An 18947-nucleotide genomic window follows, 5' to 3' on the forward strand; every position below is an offset into this window, starting at 1 on the left:
CGGCATTCAAGCAACGCAATTGACCAGATTCAAAAATATTTAGGCTGTGAAGATGAACCACAAGATGCGAAGCCCTGTATTTGTAGGAGCCCACCCCGTGGGCGATAGGGCGTGGCACATGCTTTTCAAACCATCGCCCACAGGGGTGGGCTCCTACGGGGGCAAACGCAGCGGCATGCAAGCAACGCAATTGACCACATTCAAAAATATTGGGGCTGGATCGATATGACAAGACCTCTGGACGGCGTCACCGTCGTCTCACTCGAACACGCGATTGCCGCGCCGTTTTGCACGCGGCAACTGGCCGACTTGGGTGCACGCGTCATCAAGGTCGAGCGGCCCGGTTCGGGCGACTTTGCGCGGGCCTACGACACGCGGGTGCGCGGTCAGGCCTCGCACTTTGTGTGGACCAACCGCTCCAAAGAAAGCCTGACGCTCGACCTCAAAAACCCCGAGGCCATGGCCGTGCTGCGCGAGCTGCTCAAAGACGCTGATGTGCTGGTGCAAAACCTCGCACCCGGCGCGGCCGCGCGCATGGGCCTGTCGTTTGAAGCCCTCAGCGCCACCCACCCCCAGCTGATCGTTTGCGACATTTCTGGCTACGGCGAAGACGGCCCCTACCGCGACAAGAAGGCCTATGACCTCTTGATCCAGAGCGAAGCCGGGCTGCTGTCGATCACCGGCACGCCCGACGCACCGTCCAAGGCGGGCAACTCGATGGCCGACATCGCAGCCGGCATGTACGCCTACACCAACATCCTGTCGGCCCTGCTGTTGCGCGGCAAGACCGGCCAGGGCAGCCACATCGACGTGTCCATGCTCGAAGCCTTGGGCGAGTGGATGGGTTACCCGCTGTACTACACCTATGACGGTGCAGCGCCGCCACCGCGCACGGCAGCGTCTCACGCCAGCATTTACCCCTATGGCCCGTTTGCAGCGGGCGACGGCGGCACCGTGATGCTGGGTCTGCAAAACGAGCGCGAGTGGAAAGTGTTTTGCGAAGTGGTGCTGGGCGATGCAGCCTTGGCCACCGATGCGCGCTTTAGCACCAACGCCCTGCGCAACGTCAACCGTGCCGATCTGCAGCAACTGATTTTGGGCGTGTTTGCGGCCATGAACACGGCCGAGGTCGAAGCGCGCTTGGACCAAGCGCAAATCGCCAACGCCCGGATGAACGACATGGCCGGCCTCTGGGCGCACCCGCAGCTCAAGGCGCGCCAACGCTGGCAACAGGTGGGCTCACCCGCGGGCGACATCCCCGCCCTGCTGCCGCCCGGGCGCAACAACCGTTACGACTACCGCATGGACCCCGTGCCCGCCGTGGGCGAGCACACCGAGGCTATTCTGCGCGAGCTGGGCCTGGACGACGCGGCCGTGCAGGCCCTGCGCCAAGCCCAGTCCATTTGACCCCCCCATCTCCAGGAGAACGCATGACTTCTTACTCTGCCCAACTCGCCACCTTTGCAGCGCAACTGCATTTTGAAGACATTCCCGAGCCGGTGGTTCGCAAGACCGAAGACCTGTTGGTCGACTGGTTCGGCGCCACGGTGGGCGGACATGGTTCGCGCCCTGTGGAGAACATCAACCGCTTTGCGCGAGCGATGGGATCGGCCCAGGCTTCGGCTCAGGGAGCTGCCGAGGTGATCGTGGACGGCACCAGCAACTCGCCCTACCTAGCCGCCATGGTCAACGCCGCGGCTTCGCATGTAGCCGAGCAAGACGATGTGCACAACGGCTCGGTGTTCCATCCGGCCACGGTGGTGTTTTCGCCTGCGGTGGCGGTGGCGCAGTCCTTGGGTGCCAGCGGCCAACAGTTGCTGGCCGCTTCGGTGGTGGGTTACGAAGTGGGTATCCGTGTGGGCGAATTTCTGGGGCGATCGCACTACCGTGTGTTTCACACCACCGGCACGGCCGGCACGCTGGCCGCTGCTGCTGCTGTGGGGCATTTGTTGGGGCTCAACGCCCGTCAGATGCAGCACGCTTTGGGTTCGGCCGGCACGCAGTCTGCCGGTTTGTGGGAGTTTTTGCGCACAGCCGCCGACAGCAAGATCCTGCACACCGCACATGCGGCCGGCGCAGGCCTGATGTCGGCTTACCTGGCGCAGGATGGTTTTACCGGTGCCGCCGACATCTTTGAAGGCCCACAAGGCATGGCCGCTGGCATGTCCAGCGATGCCGACCCAGCCCGCTTGATCGACGGTCTGGGCACCCGTTGGGCCACGGCGGAAACCTCTTTCAAGTACCACGCCAGCTGCCGCCACACCCACCCCGCGGCCGATGCTTTGCTGCGCGTCATGCAAACCCACGGGCTCAAGTCGTCGGACTTGGCCAAAGTCGTCACGCACGTGCACCAGGGGGCCATCGATGTGCTGGGCCCGGTGGTGAATCCCACCACGGTGCACCAGAGCAAATTCTCGATGGGCACGGTACTGGCCATGGCGGCGCAGTTTGGCCACGCCGGCCTGAACGAATTCGAGCAAGCCTTCCAGACCGGGGCCACCCAGGCTTTGCGCGACAAAGTGGAGATGGTGCTGGACCCGGAAGTGGATGGCGCTTACCCCAAGCGCTGGATCGGCAAGGTCAGCGTGACCACCACCGACGGCCGCGTGCTGCACGGCCGTGTGGACGAGCCCAAGGGCGACCCGGGCAACACCCTCTCGCGCCAAGAGATCACCGACAAGGCTTTGCGCCTGGCCGCCTTCAGCGGAGGGGCCACACCCGAGGCCATGCGCAAAGCCTTGGACGCGCTTTGGCAAGTCGCAGCCTGGCCCAAGGTTGGCGTGCTCTTGGCCCCTGTTTGACATGACCATGTTGCCGCTCGCGCAAGCGCGCAGTTTCTTGTTTGTGCCGGGCAACCGCCCCGAGCGCTTTGCCAAGGCCCTGGCCAGTGGTTCTGATGCGGTGATCATCGACCTGGAAGATGCCGTGCCGCTGGATGCCAAAGACGAAGCACGCGCTGCGTTGGCAGCGGCCTGGCCGGGTTTTGACGAAGCCCAACGCGCCCGCCTCTTGGTGCGCGTCAATCCCGCAGCCACACCTTGGCACGAGGCCGACCTGGCGATGCTGCGCCACTTGCCCGGCTTGGGTGCGGTCATGCTGCCCAAGGCTGAAACCGCGCAGCAGATTGAGCGCGCCTTTCTGGTCTGCGGCGTGCCGGTGCTGCCCTTGATCGAAAGCGCTGAAGGCGTGGGGCAGATGGACGCCTTGTCCCGCGCAGAGGTTGTGCTGCGTTTGGGTTTGGGGCACATCGACCTGCAGGCCGATCTCGGCATGTGCTGCGGACCCGACGAAGCAGAACTTGCCCCCATTCGGTTGGCGATGGTGGTGGCCTCTCGCCGCGCCGGTTTGCCCGCCCCGGTGGATGGCGTGACCACCGCCACAACCGATGCGCAGGTGTTGGCGCAAGACGCGCAGCGCAGCCGCCGCTTTGGCTTCGGTGCCAAGTTGTGCATCCATCCAGCACAAGTCGTGGGCGTGCACCAGGCCTTGGCCCCGACCGAGGCCGAATGTGTCTGGGCCGAGCGCGTGCTGGCTGCGCAGGCACAGGCACGAGGCGGTGCCTTCAGTGTGGACGGCAAGATGGTCGACCCGCCCGTGCTCTTGCTGGCGCGCCAAATTCTCCAGGCGCCTCGCGCTTGAAAAGTCGGGTGTTCTGAATTCTGGCAGGCGCCCAATCGGTGGGCCTTGTCGTGGGCCTTGTGGTGGTGTATGTCGTGGTGTATGTGCAGTCTGATCGGCGACAATCGGCGCTCAGCACATCAAAGCCATGCACATCAAAACTTTCTCTCTCCTTTCCTTATTCTTCGCCATCGCCGCAGGCACCCTGGGGCCCACGTCGGCTTCTTTTGCAGCCAAACACCCTGAGAGCAAGATCGCTGCGGCCAAAAAGGCCGTAACTAGCAAAAAAGCAGCACCTGGCAAAAAGGCTGCGGCCGCCACCAACGCCTTGCCACCACTGGCGGCGCAAGTTGCTTTGGCCGACAACGCGCCCGCGCTGCCCGCCAAGGCCTGGCTGCTGATGGACTTCGACTCTGGCCAGGTGCTGGCCTCGGCCAATCAAGACGAAGCCCTGCCGCCCGCGTCGCTCACCAAAATGATGACCAGCTACATCGTCGAGCAGGCGTTGCGCTCGGGCAAACTCAAGCCCACCGATCTGGTCAGCGTCAGTGAAAACGCATGGTGCCGAGGCACCAGCGCCGAGTCGTGCATGTATTTGCCGCTGAACAGCCAAGCCACCGTCATCGACATCCTGCGCGGCATCATCGTGCAGTCGGGCAACGACGCATCCAAAGCGATTGCCGAGCACATGGCGGGCTCTGAAGCAGGCTTTGCCAAACTGATGAACGCCGAGGCCCAGCGCCTGGGCATGACGAAAACGACCTTCGTCAACCCCACAGGCCTGCCCGATCCGGCGCACAAGTCGTCTGCGCGCGATCTGGCCATCTTGGCGCGGGCCATCATCCAAGACGGCGCCGAGTACTACCCCCTCTACGCCGAGCGCGAGTTCAAGTACAACGGCATCAAGCAAGGCAACCGCAATGCCCTGCTCTACACCGACCCCACCGTGGACGGCCTGAAAACCGGCCACACCGCAGAGGCTGGTTACTGCTTGGTCACTTCCGCCAAGCGCAACGAAATGCGCCTGATCTCGGTCATCCTCAACACCCACAGCGCCCAGGCGCGCGCGGATCAGACGCGCGAGCTGCTGGCCTGGGGTTACAGCCAGTTTGAAAAAGCCACACCCATCCCGCCGACGGCGGTCGTTGCCACGGCCAAGGTCGGCTTTGGCAAGGCCGACACAGTCCCTGCCGTTTTGGGCGGACCGTGGATGCTCACCGTGCCGCGTGGCCAGCAAGTGCAGACCACGGTCGAGTTCAAGCCGGGTCTTGAGGCCCCCATCGCCAAGGGCACCGTGATCGGCAAAGTGGTGGCAACCTCGAAGGGCAAGCCGGTGGGCGAAACCCCGCTGGTGGCGCAAACCGAAGTGGAACGCTCTGGCTTGTTGTTGCGCGCATGGCAGCACGTGACCCATTTGTTCGGCCATTGAGCCTTGTTCATTCAGCCAGCGACTGCCCATGTCCGTGCACTTTGATCTGGTTGACCTGCGCCTGATGGTGCGGGTGGCCGAAGCCAACAGCCTCACCAAAGGGGCCGAGGCGTCGCACATCTCGCTGCCTGCGGCCAGCACGCGCATCAAGAACCTCGAAGAAAGCATCGGCGCCAAGCTGCTCAACCGCCACAGCCAGGGCGTCACGCTCACGCCGCCGGGCCAGGCCTTTGTGCACCGGGCGCGGCTGGTATTGGGCCAGATCGAACACCTGCGCGGTGACCTGCAGGAATACGCCAGCGGCATCAAAGGCCACCTGCGCGTCTACGCCAACACCACGGCCTTGGGCGAATTTTTACCCGAGGTGCTCAAGCGCTACCTGGCCACGCACCCGGATGTGAACATCGACCTGCAAGAAAAGTTGTCCAATGAAATCGTGCGCGCCGTGATCGACGGCAAGACCGACATCGGCATCGTGGCCGGGTCGGTGCGCACCGAAAGCCTGCAGACCTTGCCCTACCGTTCGGACAGCCTGGTGCTGGTGGTGCCGCACCTGCACCCCGTGGCCGAGTTGCCCAGTATGCCGCTGATTGACGCGCTGGAGTTTGACCATGTGGGCCTGCACGAAGCGAGCGCCTTGCACGCCTTCTTGAACCGCGAATGCGAACAGCTGAACAAACCGCTCAAGGTGCGCATCCAGGTCAGCAGCTTCGAGTCGGCCTGCCGCATGATCGAAGCCGGTGTGGGCGTGGGCGTGCTGCCCGAATCGGCCGCACGCCGCCACGCCCGCAGCATGGCCATCCGCCTGGTGCCGCTGTCCGACGCGTGGGCCTTTCGGTCCATGCAGATTTGTGTGCGCAACTTTGACCTGCTGCCCAACTTTGCGCGGGACTTGATTGATTTGCTGGCAGAGGATGCGCGGCAGGCGATGGCTTGAGGGCGGGCCTGCTTTGAGCAATCGGGCGGTTTCTCGTCAGGCTATAGCAGGGCTCAGCCCTTTACTCCCTCGAATGGCTGGCCACATATTGGCGCAACACATTGTCCATAAGCGACTGCCAGCCATCGCCCGTGGACTTGAAATAGGCCAGCACCTCGGGGCTGTAGCGCACCAAAACCACTGTTTTTTATTTTCGGATATAGGACGACCACGCAAACTTTTGAGCGGGACCATGGCCTTCAATTGCGTGGGCGTGAGCGGCTGCGCATCCGGATCGCTGCGGGCTGCGGCGGTGATGGCCTTGTCCTCTTTCGCGCTGGGCATGCGCACTGTTGGGCGCTTAGAAATTGTCGACATAGATTTCAACCCGGCGCGTGTTGCGCCAGCACAAGGGCGGCTCTTGATTGCCAGCCTTTGCCAGAGGCCCGCCAGCGCTCAAGCGCTGCCTCATCCAGTCTCAGCGTGGTGGGTACTTTCACGGTGGCCTGCTTGCTGCCTGTGGGCCGACCCCGTTTGGCCTTGATGCTTTGAAGCTCTTCAGGCGTATACGTGCGTGCGGCTTGGCCCTGCTTGGCCTGCATCAGGCTCAAACGCACACTTTCTGCAAATGCTGCGGTTTCGGCATCCATTTCAATCGGTTTAGGCTTGCTCATCGTAGGCTTCCTTCCATGTATTCAAAACTTGAGCGGGTATGTTGTCGAACTTGGCTTTGACATAAACCGCGACCAGCACGATGTCACCTTTGGGCAGCCGTGTGTAGTAAATCACCCTTGCACCGCCGCGTTTGCCCATGCCTTGCCGCGACCAGCGCAGCTTTCGAAGCCCTCCGGTTTGGGGGATCACATCTCCCGCTAACGGATGCTCACTGATGAAAACCGCGAAATCTTCGCGCTCTGATGGCGTCCAAATGGCTTCCACCATCGACTGAAAAATGGGTGTTTCGATCACCCTCAGCATATTTAATTGTACATTGAATTAAATCAATTCATGAGATCTCTATCAGCACCCTTGAAGCAAATTTGCTGGCAACATCACCTTAAAGACCCCAAACTGAACACCTGCGGGCGCAGCTTGTCGGCCATGGCTTGGCGCGCCTCGCGGCCCACATCGGCCACGGCTTCACTGATGGCTTGGACTATGCCAAAAAAATGATGGCGACGCGTGTGCCACTTTCTGCGGCGTCTTAAACGTGGTGGTGACGTACTGTCAGCTACGACGACATCCTAGACAACACATCAAACACTGCTGCCGTGTCGTGCTCGGCGTGTCCCAGGGCCATGGCGGCGTTGTAAATAGGCACGGTGGCGGCAAACAGCGGCGCGGGCACTTGGGCGTCGGCCAGTGCGGCGGCGATCAGCTGCATGTCTTTTTGCCAGATGCCGACTTTCATGGTGGCGGTGAGCCAGCCTTCGTCCTGCATCAGGGGCCCACGCACCTGCAGCATGCGTGAGCCGCCTGCACCGTCGCTGAGTACCTTGACGGCGTCTTGAGGTCTGATGCCCCAACGTTGACCCAGCAACAGCGCTTCGGCGGTGGACACGTTGTGGATGGCCACCAGCAAATTGGCCATCAGCTTCATCTTCATGCCGTTGCCAAAGGCGCCCAGGTCAAAGGTGCTTTTTGAGAAACCTTCAAAGACGGGTGCCAATTGCTTGATCGCCGCCTTGGGCCCGCTGGCATAGACCGTGAGGTCTTTGTGCACGGCTTGCGCGCCGGTGCCCGACAAGGGGCAGTCGAGCATGACGATGCCTTGGGCCTTGAGCGTGTCGCGGGCGGCGGTTTTGTCGGCAATGTCGAGCGTGCTGGTTTCCACCACCAGCAAGTTGCGTTGGCCGACAGCGGCGATCTGCTGCGCTGCGTCCTGCAAGGCCTTTGGCCCCGGCAGTGAGCAGATGATGACTTGGGAATCGGCTGCCAAGTCGGCCGCCGATTTGCGCGCCGTGCCCCCGGCCGCTTTCAGGCGCTTCATGGCTTTGGGGTCGGGGTCGTAACCCGTGACCTGAAAGCCCGCCTTCATCAGGTTCACGGCCATGGCCAAGCCCATGATGCCCACGCCCAGCATGCCCACATGCTCAATTTGCGCCTTCAATTTCACGGGCCTGGCCACTGGGGAGGTCCGGGATTTTTTGGCAGGACTGCTCATGTTGGCTGCTGTATATCCATGTCGATGTGGGTGAAATCAGTCGACCTTGATGCCCAGGTCGTTGATCACCTTGTTCCAGAAGGCGTAGTCGCCGTTAGCCACGGTGTCGAGCGCTGCGGCGGTGGTGCCCGTGGGCGTGAGGCCCAACTCAATAAGGCGGGCCTGGATCTCGGGCAATTTAACGATCTTAACGATCTCGGTGTTGAGCTTGGCAATGATGTCGTTGGGCGTGCCCGTGGGCGCAAAGATGCCGTGCCACGAGCTGCCGATCACCCCGTTGACGTCCAGGTTGGCGTCAAACTCGGTCATGGTGGGCACGTCGGGCAGGCCGGGGATGCGCTGCGCACCCGAGATGCCCAGGGCCTTGACCTTGCCGGACTTGATGAGCGGAATGGCTGTGGTCGAGGCTTCGACCGACAGGCTGATCAGGCCGCTCATCACATCGGGCGAGGGGTTGGTTTTGTAGGGCACGTGGTTGAGCTTGATGCCCAGTCGCTGCGACCACACCTCCAAAGCTACATGGGGCTGCGAGCCAACACCCAAAGAGGCAAAGTCGATCTTGCCCGGGTTCGCCTTGGCGAACGCCACCAACTCTTTCATGTTGTTGTAAGGCGCTTTGGGCGTGGCGGTCAGCACATGGGGCACTTGCAAGATTTGGGTGACGGCCTTGAAATCACGCGGCGGGTTGAACTTGGCGTCTCTGTACACATTGGGGGCAATCGCGTGCGAGGCCTTGACGCTGAAAAACAGGGTGTAGCCATCGGCCGGTGAGGTGGCCGCAGCCACGGCGCCGATCATGCCGCCCGCGCCGGGCCGGTTGTCGACCAACACGGGTTGGCCCAGGGCCGCGCTCAGCTTGTCGCCAATCAGGCGGGCCACCACATCGGGCGAAATGCCGGCTGGGAAAGGCACCACCAGCTTGATCGGGCGATTGGGAAAGCCCGCAGATTGCGCAAAGGCTTGGGGCAGGGTGCTGAGCGTGGTGGCTGCAGCCAGGGCAATCAAATGACGGCGTTTCATGATGTGGTCTCCTGATGGTGTGGTTGGACTCGAACTGATCGTAGGGAGGTACACCCAAGCGACACATCACGTTAACCCCTAAGGGCAGACGCATGGGTTACAGCTGGCGCTGTTCCATCAGCTCAAACCACCCCGCGCCGCACCAGTCCCTCCAACTGCGCATCACTCAGCCCCAACTCCTCGCGCAGTGCCTGCAAACTGTGCTCACCCAGCCGAGGTGGCGGATGGTGCATCACGGGCGATGCCGACCAGTTCAGCGGGCTGCGCACCACGCGCACGGTTTGCCCTGAACTGTGGGGCAGTTCAACCACCATTTGCCGGTGTTGGGTTTGCGGATCGGCAAAGACCTGCGCCATGTCGTTGATGGGACCTGCCGGGACATTGGCAGCGTTCAGTTGTTCCAGCAATTGGGCCCGGGGTTGGGTGCGGATCCGTGCCTGCAAGGCGCCCTGCAGTTCGCTGCGGTGGGCGATGCGTTGCATGTTGGTGGCAAAGCGGGGGTCGGTGGGCATGTTGGGTGCGCCCAGCACGGTGCACAGTTGCCCAAACTGTGTGTTGTTGCCCGCCGCGATGATGAGGCGGCCTTCGGCGCATTCAAAGACTTCGGACGGTGATGCGATTGGATTGGTGTTGCCCACGCGTTGAGGGGCCTTGCCATTCATCAAATAGCCCACGGCCAGGTGGCCGTTGAAGGCCACGGTGGCGTCCAGCATGGCCGCGTCGATGGACTGGCCTTCGCCGGTTTTTTGCCGGTGCATGAGCGCGCCCAGAATACCAATGGCGGCGTACAGGCCGGTCACCATGTCGGTCATCGGGATGGCCGTGCGCATGGGGCCGCCGCCGGGCTGATCGTCGGGCAGGCCGCAGGTGCTCATGGGCCCGGCCAGGCCTTGCAAGATGAAGTCATAAGCGGGTTTGGGCGCATACGGCCCGGTTTGGCCAAACCCGGTGACCGAGCAGTAAATCAGCCCGGGCTTCAGGCCTCGTAGGCTGGCTTCGTCGAGGCCGTATTTGACCAGTGAGCCGACCTTGTAGTTCTCGATCACCACGTCGCAGCGCAACGCCAGATCGCGCACCAGCTGCGCGCCTTCGGCGGTGGCAATATCCACCGTGATGGACTGTTTGCCACGGTTGTAGGCCAGGTACAGGGCCGAGTCGTTGCTGGGCTGTCCTGTGGCCGGATCTTGCAAAAAAGGTCCCATGCGCCGCGTGTCATCTCCTTCGCCGGGCTTTTCGATCTTGTAAACGGTGGCACCCATGTCGGCCAGAATTTGCGTGCACATGGGCCCGGCAATGACGCGGGTCAGGTCGAGGACCTTGATGCCTTCAAGGATGGCGCTCATGGGGTGTCTCCAGTGGTGGGTGCGGTCAGCACCGAGGCGGGCACACGCAGCGGCATGTCCAGCAGCATCTGCGCAAACGATTTGCCCAAGGGGTCTGAGCGCAGGCTGCACACGCCGCCACCGCCCAGTGCTTGGTGCAAGACAAAGTTGAGCGCCTGCAAGCCGGGCACTTCGTAACGCAGCACCGGCCCTTGCACCAGGTGGCTGAAATAGGCCTGCACCTGCTCGGCTTGCAGCTGCGTGCGCAGCCAGTCCCAGGCGCGGGCGTGGCGTGCGATCACACCGATGTTTTCATCATCCCCTTTGTCGCCGCTGCGCGCCCAGGCCAGGTCGATCAGGCGGCAGTCGCGCATGGGTTCATTGCTGGCAGTCGTCGACTCACGGGTGGATGGCGCAGGGCCGGTCACGGCAGGCGCGCTGCCAGCCTGCGGCTGCGTCATGTCGCTCGCGTCTTGCATACCGTCGCCCAGCTGCATCTGCAAGCTCACCTGCCTTTTGGGCACCATAAACGAACACAATTTGATGACCGGCTGAATATCAGCCCGCCCCGAAAACGAAGAGCGGGTGCCCGGTCCCATCGACGTGCCGCTGCTCGCGCATTCGCGTTGCAGCACCGCCAGCGCTTTCGCCTGAGCGTGGCGCACCGCGATGCGCAGCACCACTTCGCGGGCGGTGTGTGCCTGCGCGTGGGGGCCGTAATGAGACTCACCGCCCAGCAGTTCCACGCAGGTGTCGCTGTAATCACCCAAGCCCAGTTGCGCCATCATGGCGCGTGAGCGGGTCAGCAGGGCTTGCGCTGTGCGCTCTGCCTTGAGCGGTGCGTCGATGCCGCGGATGGCCAACATCAGCTGCAGCTGGTAACCGTCTTGCCAAGTGGCGTTGGCTTTGTAGTGTGTGGGCGCAGGCAGTCCCCGTGCGCCGCTGACTTTCACGGTGTCGTGACCCGTGCGTTCCACCTGCACATCCCGCCAGTCGCACCCCACGTCGGGCATGAGGTAGTTCGCCGGATCGCCCACTTCGTAGAGGATTTGCTCGGCCACCGCGCCGGGGTGAATCAGGCCGCCGGTGCCTTCGGGTTTGCTCAGCACCAGGCTGCCATCTGGGGCCACGTCGATCACCGGGTAGCTGATGTTCGCCCAGTCTGGCACGTCTTGCCAGTCGGTGAACAGCCCGCCTGTGGCCTGCGCGCCGCACTCGATCAGGTGGCCTGCCAGCGTACCGGCCGACAGGCGGTCCCAGTCTTGCCAGGACCAGCCGAACTCGTGCACCAGCGCGCCCAGTACCACCGCGCTGTCCACGCAACGACCGGTGATGACCACATGGGCCCCAGCTGCCAGCGCTTGGGCAATGCCGCGTGCGCCCACATACGCGTTGGCCGACAGGGGGCGCTCGGGCAAGGGGCCATCGGCCGTGGTGCGCACGCCTTGAGCGTGCAGCCCATCCATCTGCGGCATCAAGTCGTCGCCCGTGAGCACCGCCACGCGCAGGGCGATGCCTTGCTTTTCGGCCACTTGTAGCAGCGCGTCGCGGCAGCCTTCGGGGTTGAGACCGCCCGCGTTGGCAATCACCTTGATGCCGCGTTCGTGGATGGCCTTCAGATGCGGCGTCATGACGGCCTGCACAAAGTCGGTCGCGTAACCCAGTGCCGGGTCTTTGGCCCGCGCCTTGGCCAAAATGGCCATGGTGGTTTCGGCCAGGTAGTCGTACACCAAGTACTGCAGGCCCGGCACTTGCAGCAGCTGCGGCGTGGCCATGGCTGAGTCGCCCCAAAAGCCGCAGGCCCCGCCGATGCGCACGCGCTGCGCTGCGGTGCTCATGCCGCCTCCGCTTCGATCTGCATCAGCAGCGCGCCCTTGAGCGCCTGCCCACCCGCTTGTGCCAGCAGCTCGCGCACTACGCCGGTGATCGGCGCGGTCAGCGTGTGTTCCATCTTCATGGCTTCGAGCACCAGCAGGCGTTCGCCCGCCTGCACCGCCTGGCCCGCCGATACCATCACCTGCAACACGCGGGCCGTGAGTGGGGCCAGCACAGCGCCGCTGCCAGCGGCCTGTTCGGCTGGGCCGTGGGCGGTGGGGCAATCAAAAATCCAAGCGCGGCCCGCATGAAAAATCTGCACCCCGTGGTCGGTGCGGGCGCTGCAAATCTGTTCGCGCAGGCCTTGGCTCACCAACACTAGTTCGGTGTGTGCGGTGTCTTGCCATTGCACATGGGTCAGGCTTGTAGTGATGGTGTCGGCTTGAGCGCTGCTGGCAGCACCCAGAGCCGTGCACTGCACCTGCCAGCCCACGCCCTGGGTGTGGATGCGGTAGCGCCAGCGCTGCTCGCCCCATTGCAGCAGGCCTTGCGCTTGGCCTTGCCCCAAAGCACCTGCATGCACATGGCCATCGGCGGTGGTGGGCAAGCTGTGCACTTGCGCGGCCATGGCCGCCAGCGCCACGGTGTGCGCACTGGGCACGGGCGCGGCCGGTGGAAGGCCCATGCGTTCGGCCACAAAGCCGGTGTGCACGCGTGCGCCCTGCACAAACACCGCGTCGGCCAGGCAGTCGGCCAAAAAGTCTTGGTTGCTGGGCAGGCCCAGCAGGACGCACTGGCGCACGGCCAACAGCAGTTTGCGCCGGGCTTCTTCGCGGTCGCTGCCATGCGCCACGATCTTGGCCACCATGGAGTCGTAATGCGGGCTGACCTGCCCGCCTTCACGCAGCGCGCTGTCGATGCGCACATCGTGGCCCGTGCCCTGGGGTGTGGGCGGCCGCCAGCGCAGCACCGGGCCAGTCTGCGGCAAAAAGCCTGCGGGCACGTCTTCGGCCGTGAGCCGCACTTCGATGGCGTGGCCTTTGAGTTGGATGTCGGCCTGCTGCCAAGGCAGGGCTTGGCCGCTGGCCACGCGCAGCTGCCACTCCACCAGGTCCAGCCCAGTGATGGCTTCGGTGACCGCGTGTTCGACCTGCAGCCGTGTGTTCATCTCCATGAAGTAGAACTGCCCATCGGCGTCGAGCAGAAATTCCATGGTGCCCGCGCCGACATAGCCCATGGCGCGGGCGCTGTCCACCGCCACCTGGCCCATGTGTGCACGCAGCTCGGCGTTCACGGCGGGCGAGGGTGCTTCTTCGATCAGCTTTTGGTGACGCCGCTGCACTGAGCAGTCGCGCTCGCCCAGGTGCACCACATGCCCGTGGCTGTCGGCCAGAAGCTGGATCTCGACATGGCGCGGGTCGATGAGGGCGCGCTCCAGAATCAGCTCGTCCGACCCAAAAGCCGTGCGCGCTTCCGACCGGGCCGAGTCCAGTGCGGCAGGCAGAGCATCGGGCGTGTCCACCCGCCGCATGCCGCGCCCGCCGCCACCGGCAGCTGCCTTGCACATGATGGGAAAGCCGATGCGCGCTGCTTCAAGAACAAACGCTTCGTCGCTTTGATCCTGGCCTTCGTAGCCGGGAATGCAGGGCATGCCCCAGCCTTGCATCAGCCGCTTGGCCCCGGCCTTGTTGCCCATGGCACGGATGCTGTCGCCAGACGGGCCGATGAACACCAGACCAGCTGTGTCGACCGCGTCGGCAAAGGCATCGTTTTCCGACAAAAAACCATAACCCGGGTGCACCGCGTCGGCCCCGGCGAGTTGGGCCGCTTGCAGGATGGCCTCGATGTTCAGGTAAGACTGTGCATGTGCGGCCGGGCCGATGCACACCGCGCGGTCAGCCGCTTGCACATGCGGGCTGTCACGGTCGGCTTCGGAATACACGGCCACGGTGCCATAGCCCAGGCGACGCACGGTGCGCAGCACGCGCAGCGCGATCTCGCCCCGGTTGGCCACCAGCACGGTGTGGAAGGGGCGGATGTTTTTGGGGGTGTGCGTGGGCATGGAGGTCACTTGGGTGCGGACGCAGGGCCGGGTTGGGGAGCGTGGTGGGGGTCGTTTTGGGGTTCGCGGCTCAGGCCATGCAGGCGCGCCACGTCGGCCGCTTGCAGCGTGGCGGACCAGCTTGGGGCGCGGCGTTCGCGGAAAGCGGCAATGCCTTCAGCGCCTTCGCCGCGCATGCATTGCGCAAAACGCAGCGCCGCGTCGTCGAGCCAGGCACCGAGGCCATGGTCAAGTGAAGCATCACCGGTCACGTCACGCGACAGCAAAGCCTTGAGCGAGCGGTTGGCCTGCGGGCCGCAAGCCAAAATGCGGTTGAGCCACTGCGCCTGCAGCGCGTCGAGTGCAGTGCTGTCAGCGGCCAGTGCATCCACCAAGCCCAGCTGCTGGGCCAGCGCACCGCTCACGCGTTCACCGCTCAGCCCCAGGCGCAGCGCCACACGGCGGCCCACACGGGCCTGCACAAAGGGCGCGATCTGCGCCGGGATCAGGCCCAGGCCGGTTTCGCTCAGGGCAAAGCGGGCGTCATCGGTGGCCAGCACGATGTCGGCGCAGCAGGCCAGACCCATACCGCCGCCCATGGCCGCACCTTCGACCACCGCCAGCACCGGCATGGGCAGCGCGGTGAGGGCCTGCAGCAGATGCCCAAAGGCGCGGTTGCGGCTGACCACGGGGTCTTCGCCTTCGTCTGCATTGGCTTGCAAGCGCGACTGAAAGTTGCCCACATTGCCACCCGCGCAGAAAAAGCCTGCGCTGCCGCGCAGCACCAAGGCCCGCACGGCATCGTTTTGTCCGGCCTGGATGAACACGTGGGCCAGCTCGGCCACCATCTCGGGCGACAAGGCGTTGCGCGTTTCGGGTCGGTGCAGCGTGATCCAGAAAATGTCGTGCGTGTGCTGCACCAGCAAGTGTTGGTAGTTCATGTTGGTCGCCTTCAAGCCGCCGGGTCCATCAGCCCCATCTTGCGGGCGATCACCATCAGCATCACCTCGTCGGCGCCGCCACCAATCGAGCCGAGCCGGTAGTCGCGGTAGGCGCGTGAGACGCGGTTGTCCCAGGTGTAGCCCATGCCGCCCTGGAACTGCATGCACCAGTCGGCCACATCGCGCCCCAAGCGTCCGGCCTTGAGTTTGGCCATCGACGCCAACTCGGTCACGTCCTGCCCTTGCACATAGGCGTGTGTGGCCATGTAGATCAGGCCACGCAGGGCCTCGATTTCGGTCTTGAGTTCTGCCAGCTTGTACTGGATGAACTGGTTGTCGAGCAGCGGCTTGCCAAAGGCCACGCGCTGGCGCAGGTAGTCGGCGGTTTCCTCGATCAACTCGATGCTGGCCAGGCGGCGTGCCGCGCCGTCCAGGCGCTCTTCCTGAAACTGCTTCATCTGGTAGATGAAGCCCATGCCCTCTTCGCCAATGCGGTGGCGCACCGGCACGCGCACCTCGTCAAAAAAGATCTGCGCGGTGTCCGAGCTCCACATGCCGAACTTCTTGATCTTTTGTACCTCGATGCCCTTGGCGCGGCGGCCAGCCGGGTCTTTGAGCGGCACGATGATGAGCGACTTGTTCTTGTGCGATGGGCCGTCCGAGGTGTTGCACAGCAGGCAGATCCAGTCGGCCTGGGTGCCGTTGGTGATCCACATCTTGGAGCCGCTGATGACGTAGTCGTCGCCGTCGCGGCGTGCGCGGGTTTTGAGCGAAGACACGTCCGAGCCCGCGCCTTGCTCGCTCACGCCGATGCTGCAGACCACCTCGCCCGCAATCGCCGGGGCTAAGAATTCGCGCTTGAGTTCGTCCGAGCCAAAACTGGCCAGTGCTGGGGTCGCCATGTTGGCCTGCACACCAATGCCCATGCCCACGCCCTGGGCCTTGACATAGCCAATGGCCTCGGCCGCAGCCAGTGCGTAGCTGAAGTCCAGGCCCATGCCGCCATAGGCCTCGGGTTTGGTGATGCCCAAAAAGCCGAGCTGCCCCATCTTGCGAAACACCTCGTGGGCCGGAAAGATTTCGGCGGCTTCCCATTCGTCCACAAAGGGGTCGATTTCGGCGCTAACGAAGCGGCGGATGCTGGCCATCAGTTCGTGGTGTTCGGGTGTGTAGATCATGGTCAGGGACTTTCCTCAGAAATTCAGAAACGGGGCACGGCGAACTGCATCGCGTGCGGGCTGCGGGCAGCGGCTTCGCGCACGGTGGCCAGCACCAGGGCCAGCACATCGCGTGTCTGGCGTGGGTCGATGATGCCGTCGTCCAGCAAATGGCCGCTGGTGTAGAAGGCACTGGCCTGGCTCTCGAACAGGGCCACGATTTCAGACTTTTGCGCTTGCAGCCGCGCCTCGTCGACCGGCTTGCCGCTGCGCTCGGCTTGTTGGCGCGCCACGATGTCGAGCGTGGTGGCTGCCTGCTCGCCGCCCATCACAGCCGATCGGGCGTTGGGCCACGAGAAACAAAAGCGCGGGTGAAAGGCGCGCCCGCACATGCCGTAATTGCCCGCGCCAAACGACGCGCCGCAGTGCAGAGTGATGTGGGGCACTTGCGAGTTGCTCAGCGCCTGGATCATCTTGGCCCCGTGCTTGATCATGCCGGACTCTTCGGAGGAGCGGCCCACGATAAAGCCGGTGGTGTTTTGCAAAAACACAATGGGCGTGCCCGATTGGTTGCACAGGTGGATGAACTGCGCCCCTTTGGTCGCGCCCGCCGGGTCGATGGGGCCGTTGTTGGTGATGAAGGCCACCGCATAGCCGTCGATGCGGGCGTGGCCGCACACGGTAGCGCTGCCGTAATCGGGTTTGAAGTCGAGCCAGGCCGAGTCGTCCACCAAGCGCGCAATGACTTCGCGCATGTCGATCGGCTGGCGGTGTTCCAGCACCATCACGCCAGCCAGTTCGTCGGGCGACAGACGGGGTGGGCGCGAGGCTTGCGTGGGCGCGGCCACGGCAGCACGCGGCCAGTCGATGGCAGCAAGCACGTCGCGGGCCAGGGCAATTGCGTGCGCGTCGTTTTGCGCCACGTATTCGGCCAGGCCGCTGACGGTGGCGTGCATGTCGGTGCCGCCCAGCGCTTCGTCGGTCGCAATCTCGCCGGTGGCCGCTTTGAGCAGGGGCGGGCCTGCCAAAAAGGCCTTGGCCTGACCGCGCACCATGATCACGTAGTCTGACAGACCCGGCATGTACGCCCCGCCAGCGGTGGACGAGCCGTGCACCACCGTGAGCACCGGCAGGCCGGCCGCTGACAGGCGCGCCAGGTTGTAAAACATGCCGCCGCCCCGGATGAATTTCTCGACGCGGTACTTGCGCAAGTTGGAGCCCGCCGACTCCACCAGGTGCACAAAAGGCAGCTTGTTTTGCAGCGCGATCTCTTGGCAGCGCATGAGCTTTTGGTTGCCCGCTTCGGTCAAGGCCCCGGCGTCGATGCCCGAGTCGGTCACCACCACCATGCAGCGCACGCCGCTGACCTGGCCAATGCCCGCCAGCTGCGAACCACCGGGCACACAACGCGTCAGGTCGGGGTCGTCCATACCGTAACCTGCCAGCGTGGCCAGTGGCAAAAACGGGGCGCCGGGGTCCAGCAGCTGCGCCAGCCGCTCACGCGGCAGCAAGGCACCGCGTTTGGCAAAGCGCGCAGCCGATTGGGCTGAGGCGTCGCTGGCGCGCTGCTCCAGCGCATGCAAGGCGTCAATCAAGGCCAGCATGCCTTGGCGCTGCGCCGCAAAGGCTTCGGAGGCCGGATGGATCTGGGTCTGAAAAGCGGTCATGCACCGATTGCAGCGCAGCCCACGCGCCGTGACCATGCCTGGAAAGCCCGATGTGCATAATGTGCACATGGTGCTTTCCCTGATGTTTTACCCATGAGCAGCCTGCCTCAAGCTGGACCACGCCCGGGCGCACAAAGCATCGACCGTGCCATGGGCTTGGTGAACCTGGTCGCCCGACACCACGATCTGGGAATCAGCCTGCAAGCCATTGTGCAGGCCAGCGGCTTGGACCGAACCACCATCTGGCGCATGCTCAGCAACTTGCAGCACGCCGGGCTGATCGAGCGCGATGCACAAAGCGGCCTCTACACCCTGGGCGTGCAGGCCACGGCCTGGGGGGCCGCGAGTCTGGGGCAGGCGGCGTTGATCCGCCAATGTCAGCCGGCCATGAAGACCCTGGCGCGCCTGAGTGGTGACAACGTTTTTTTGGTGCTGCGGCTAGGCGACTACAGCCATTGCCTGCATTTGGAGCAGGGTGAGCATGCCGTGCCTGCATTTCGCCAGACCGTGGGCGAGACGCGTTTGCTGGGTCTTGGCGTGGCCAGCATCGCCATGCTGGCGGCATTGGACGAGCCCACAGTCCAATTGCACCTTGCGCAGCACCGCGAAACCTATGAGCTGGAAGGCGTCACGCGCGCGCAACTCATGCGTTGGGTGCAAAGCACACGCCAGCGCGGCTTTGCTTACCGAAACACGGCGGGCATCGCCGCGCTGGGATTGCATTGGCAGTTGGGTGGCGTCGCAGTGGCGGCGCTGTCGATTGGTGCTTCTCGCGTGCGCCTGCCACTCAGCCGAGCGGCAGAGCTGGCGGGGCTGATGCGTCTTCACTGGCCCACGTTAAAGGGCAGTGTCTGAGT

17 protein-coding genes are annotated in these 18947 nt (G+C 63.9%); 6 read left to right on the forward strand and 11 right to left on the reverse strand.

From position 1 onward, the window contains the following. Positions 1-225 precede the first annotated feature (225 nt). The 5 genes from B9Z49_RS18070 to B9Z49_RS18090 all read left to right on the forward strand — a co-directional run bounded on the left by B9Z49_RS18070 (position 226) and on the right by B9Z49_RS18090 (position 5984). Entirely contained in the window at positions 226-1407 is a 1182-nt protein-coding gene (locus B9Z49_RS18070) for a CaiB/BaiF CoA-transferase family protein (protein ID WP_108354833.1), read from the forward strand. A 23-nt stretch (positions 1408-1430) separates the two neighbouring features. Then, positions 1431-2801: an MmgE/PrpD family protein gene (locus B9Z49_RS18075; RefSeq protein WP_108354834.1), complete on the forward strand. Its 1371-nt coding sequence runs from the start codon at positions 1431-1433 to the stop codon at positions 2799-2801. A gap of 1 nt (position 2802) precedes the next feature. Next, on the forward strand, positions 2803-3639 hold the full coding sequence (locus tag B9Z49_RS18080) for a CoA ester lyase (RefSeq protein ID WP_108354835.1): 837 nt from the start codon (positions 2803-2805) through the stop codon (positions 3637-3639). A gap of 127 nt (positions 3640-3766) precedes the next feature. Next, on the forward strand, positions 3767-5047 hold the full coding sequence (locus tag B9Z49_RS18085) for a D-alanyl-D-alanine carboxypeptidase family protein (protein WP_108354836.1): 1281 nt from the start codon (positions 3767-3769) through the stop codon (positions 5045-5047). 28 nt (positions 5048-5075) lie between these two features. Then, complete coding sequence (locus B9Z49_RS18090; protein WP_108354837.1) at positions 5076-5984, forward strand: LysR substrate-binding domain-containing protein; 909 nt, start codon at positions 5076-5078, stop codon at positions 5982-5984. Positions 5985-6045: 61 nt separating this feature from the next. Here the strand turns inward: B9Z49_RS18090 and B9Z49_RS22300 are convergent, their stop codons facing one another. From B9Z49_RS22300 to B9Z49_RS18145, 11 genes are all read right to left on the reverse strand, one after another. Next, the gene (locus B9Z49_RS22300) at positions 6046-6165 is read right to left on the reverse strand and encodes a BrnA antitoxin family protein (protein ID WP_233254701.1); all 120 of its coding nucleotides are present in this window, start codon (positions 6163-6165) and stop codon (positions 6046-6048) included. 181 nt (positions 6166-6346) lie between these two features. Next, positions 6347-6637, reverse strand: a complete 291-nt coding sequence (locus B9Z49_RS18100; RefSeq protein WP_108354838.1) for a BrnA antitoxin family protein — start codon at positions 6635-6637, stop codon at positions 6347-6349. Continuing rightward, on the reverse strand, positions 6624-6905 hold the full coding sequence (locus B9Z49_RS18105; protein WP_369913778.1) for a transcriptional regulator: 282 nt from the start codon (positions 6903-6905) through the stop codon (positions 6624-6626). Before B9Z49_RS18105 ends, B9Z49_RS18100 begins: the two co-directional genes overlap by 14 nt. A 289-nt stretch (positions 6906-7194) precedes the next feature. Beyond that, positions 7195-8127: an NAD(P)-dependent oxidoreductase gene (locus B9Z49_RS18110; RefSeq protein WP_108354840.1), complete on the reverse strand. Its 933-nt coding sequence runs from the start codon at positions 8125-8127 to the stop codon at positions 7195-7197. 36 nt (positions 8128-8163) lie between these two features. Then, complete coding sequence (locus tag B9Z49_RS18115; RefSeq protein ID WP_108354841.1) at positions 8164-9147, reverse strand: tripartite tricarboxylate transporter substrate binding protein; 984 nt, start codon at positions 9145-9147, stop codon at positions 8164-8166. A 122-nt stretch (positions 9148-9269) separates the two neighbouring features. Then, on the reverse strand, positions 9270-10490 hold the full coding sequence (locus tag B9Z49_RS18120) for a CaiB/BaiF CoA-transferase family protein (RefSeq protein ID WP_108354842.1): 1221 nt from the start codon (positions 10488-10490) through the stop codon (positions 9270-9272). Further along, entirely contained in the window at positions 10487-12307 is a 1821-nt protein-coding gene (locus tag B9Z49_RS18125; protein ID WP_108354843.1) for an acyclic terpene utilization AtuA family protein, read from the reverse strand. The genes B9Z49_RS18120 and B9Z49_RS18125 overlap by 4 nt, the downstream gene beginning before the upstream one ends. Then, positions 12304-14346: a biotin carboxylase N-terminal domain-containing protein gene (locus B9Z49_RS18130; protein ID WP_108354844.1), complete on the reverse strand. Its 2043-nt coding sequence runs from the start codon at positions 14344-14346 to the stop codon at positions 12304-12306. Before B9Z49_RS18130 ends, B9Z49_RS18125 begins: the two co-directional genes overlap by 4 nt. Positions 14347-14351: 5 nt before the next feature. Continuing rightward, positions 14352-15266 (reverse strand): enoyl-CoA hydratase/isomerase family protein, encoded by a 915-nt coding sequence (locus tag B9Z49_RS18135; RefSeq protein ID WP_108354845.1) that lies wholly within the window; start codon positions 15264-15266, stop codon positions 14352-14354. 11 nt (positions 15267-15277) lie between these two features. Next, positions 15278-16444, reverse strand: a complete 1167-nt coding sequence (locus B9Z49_RS18140; protein WP_108354846.1) for an acyl-CoA dehydrogenase family protein — start codon at positions 16442-16444, stop codon at positions 15278-15280. A gap of 23 nt (positions 16445-16467) precedes the next feature. Continuing rightward, positions 16468-18090 carry an acyl-CoA carboxylase subunit beta gene (locus B9Z49_RS18145; protein WP_108354847.1) on the reverse strand — a complete coding sequence of 541 codons (1623 nt, stop codon included), beginning with the start codon at positions 18088-18090 and terminating at the stop codon, positions 16468-16470. 93 nt (positions 18091-18183) lie between these two features. On the opposite strand from B9Z49_RS18145, the gene B9Z49_RS18150 reads away from it, so the two are divergent. Then, a complete protein-coding gene (locus B9Z49_RS18150; RefSeq protein ID WP_233254702.1) occupies positions 18184-18945 on the forward strand; it encodes an IclR family transcriptional regulator in 762 nt (253 codons plus the stop codon). Positions 18946-18947: the final 2 nt, after the last annotated feature.

Origin of the sequence: Limnohabitans sp. 2KL-51 (genome assembly GCF_003063645.1) — a bacterium.
GTDB lineage: Bacteria > Pseudomonadota > Gammaproteobacteria > Burkholderiales > Burkholderiaceae_C > Limnohabitans_A.